Genomic DNA, 1,288 nt, shown 5'->3' on the forward strand with positions numbered 1-1,288 from the left:
TTTGCCCGGCATGGCATCAAGAGAGAATCGAGCACTAACTTCAGCAACACGCTCCGAACCTTTGGTGATCACCATAAACTGTACAATAGTGATGATCAGGAAGACCACGATACCAACGACAAGGTTGCCGCCAACGACGAAGTTACCAAAGGTGTAAACGATTTGACCCGCATCGCCTTGAAGCAGGATCAAACGTGTCGTGGTGATAGACAGCGACAAACGAAATAGCGTCGTGATCAGCAATACTGCCGGAAACGCCGAAAACTCCAGTGGCGTGGTGATGTAAATCGCCAACATAAGCAACACGACAGCAATACTCATGTTTGCGCCGATCAGCACATCCACTAGTGCAGTTGGCAAAGGCAAAATCATCATAAAGACGATCGCCAGCAACATCACTGCGAGCATGATGTCTTTGCGTTGCCCTACCTTGTTTAGAATATCGATCAACTTATTCATGAGATTCACTATGTAAAGATTGCAGATAGCGTCGATGCGCTTGGCGTGCACCCTCGACATCATTTTGTTTCCAGCGCGCTTGGCTCAAGCAAAACCAAATTCCCGCCGCTTGCACAGACTGCGATTGCGACTTCAGTAAGCCTTCACATACCGCAACAGCACGGGTGTAACGGCCAGTTTGCAAACACGCGACCGCGAGCGTGTGTAACGCATCTTCGCGTTCTGGTTCGAGTTCTAAAACGGCATCCAGTATCGCGATGGCTTGATCGGGTTGTTGGTATTGAACTTGAAGCGCAGCGTGAACCAGCAGCAGCTCAATATCTTTGGTGCTTAGCATGTGGGTTAAACCTGAATAAGAAGATTGAGCGCCATGGTGAGGTAACGCTGGTCCAGTTGTGTGCTTTGTAGCGTTTCGGCGGCTTTAGCAAGGTTCGCTGAGCCAGATTCCTGTGCGAGTTGCTGAACGCGAGCTAAAGTGTTGTCGAATTGCTGGCGGTACTTTTCTGGACGAAGCAGTTCACAATGGTTCAGTTTTGGCTTCGCTAACGCCAACAAATATTGATCGGACGGTCTTAGGTCATACAGTTTTTCCAAATGAGTCGCGACGGCTTGCCCATCCGGCAATAACTGAAATCGTTTGGGGAAATCCGTTTCGACTTCACCATGGGAAACGTGAGTAAAGGCTTCAATGCCGACATTTAACGTACTAACTCGGGTCATCAACTTGCCACTTCATCGTGAAGACGCACTAAAAGCGCGAACGCTTGTTCGAGTGTCGGCAGCGTCACTTCATCGCCTTCAATTTTTGCGGAAAACACCAAGGTTTCGT

3 protein-coding genes and 1 pseudogene are annotated in these 1,288 nt (G+C 49.0%); all 4 read right to left on the reverse strand.

Annotation, left to right across the window (positions count from 1 at the left end):
- A partial coding sequence (locus R7O12_RS25365; protein WP_318126825.1) for an FHIPEP family type III secretion protein occupies positions 1-468 on the reverse strand: 468 nt, incomplete at its 3' end.
- On the reverse strand, positions 452-796 hold the full coding sequence (vscY, locus tag R7O12_RS25370) for a type III secretion system chaperone VscY (protein WP_005464454.1): 345 nt from the start codon (positions 794-796) through the stop codon (positions 452-454). The genes vscY and R7O12_RS25365, both read right to left, overlap by 17 nt.
- Before the next feature lie 5 nt (positions 797-801).
- Positions 802-1,179, reverse strand: coding sequence for a type III secretion system protein VscX (gene vscX, locus R7O12_RS25375; protein ID WP_005500522.1), 378 nt, complete (start codon positions 1,177-1,179; stop codon positions 802-804).
- Positions 1,179-1,288, reverse strand: a pseudogene (locus R7O12_RS25380) (type III secretion chaperone SycN); the annotation flags it as partial. The pseudogene R7O12_RS25380 and the gene vscX, both read right to left, overlap by 1 nt.

Source organism: Vibrio sp. Vb1574 (assembly GCF_033338675.1).

Bases quoted from the DNA above. Each gene is read 5' to 3' on its own strand.
- vscY (WP_005464454.1), bottom strand. From the start codon at position 796: ATGCTAAGCACCAAAGATATTGAGCTGCTGCTGGTTCACGCTGCGCTT.
- vscX (WP_005500522.1), bottom strand. From the start codon at position 1,179: ATGACCCGAGTTAGTACGTTAAATGTCGGCATTGAAGCCTTTACTCAC.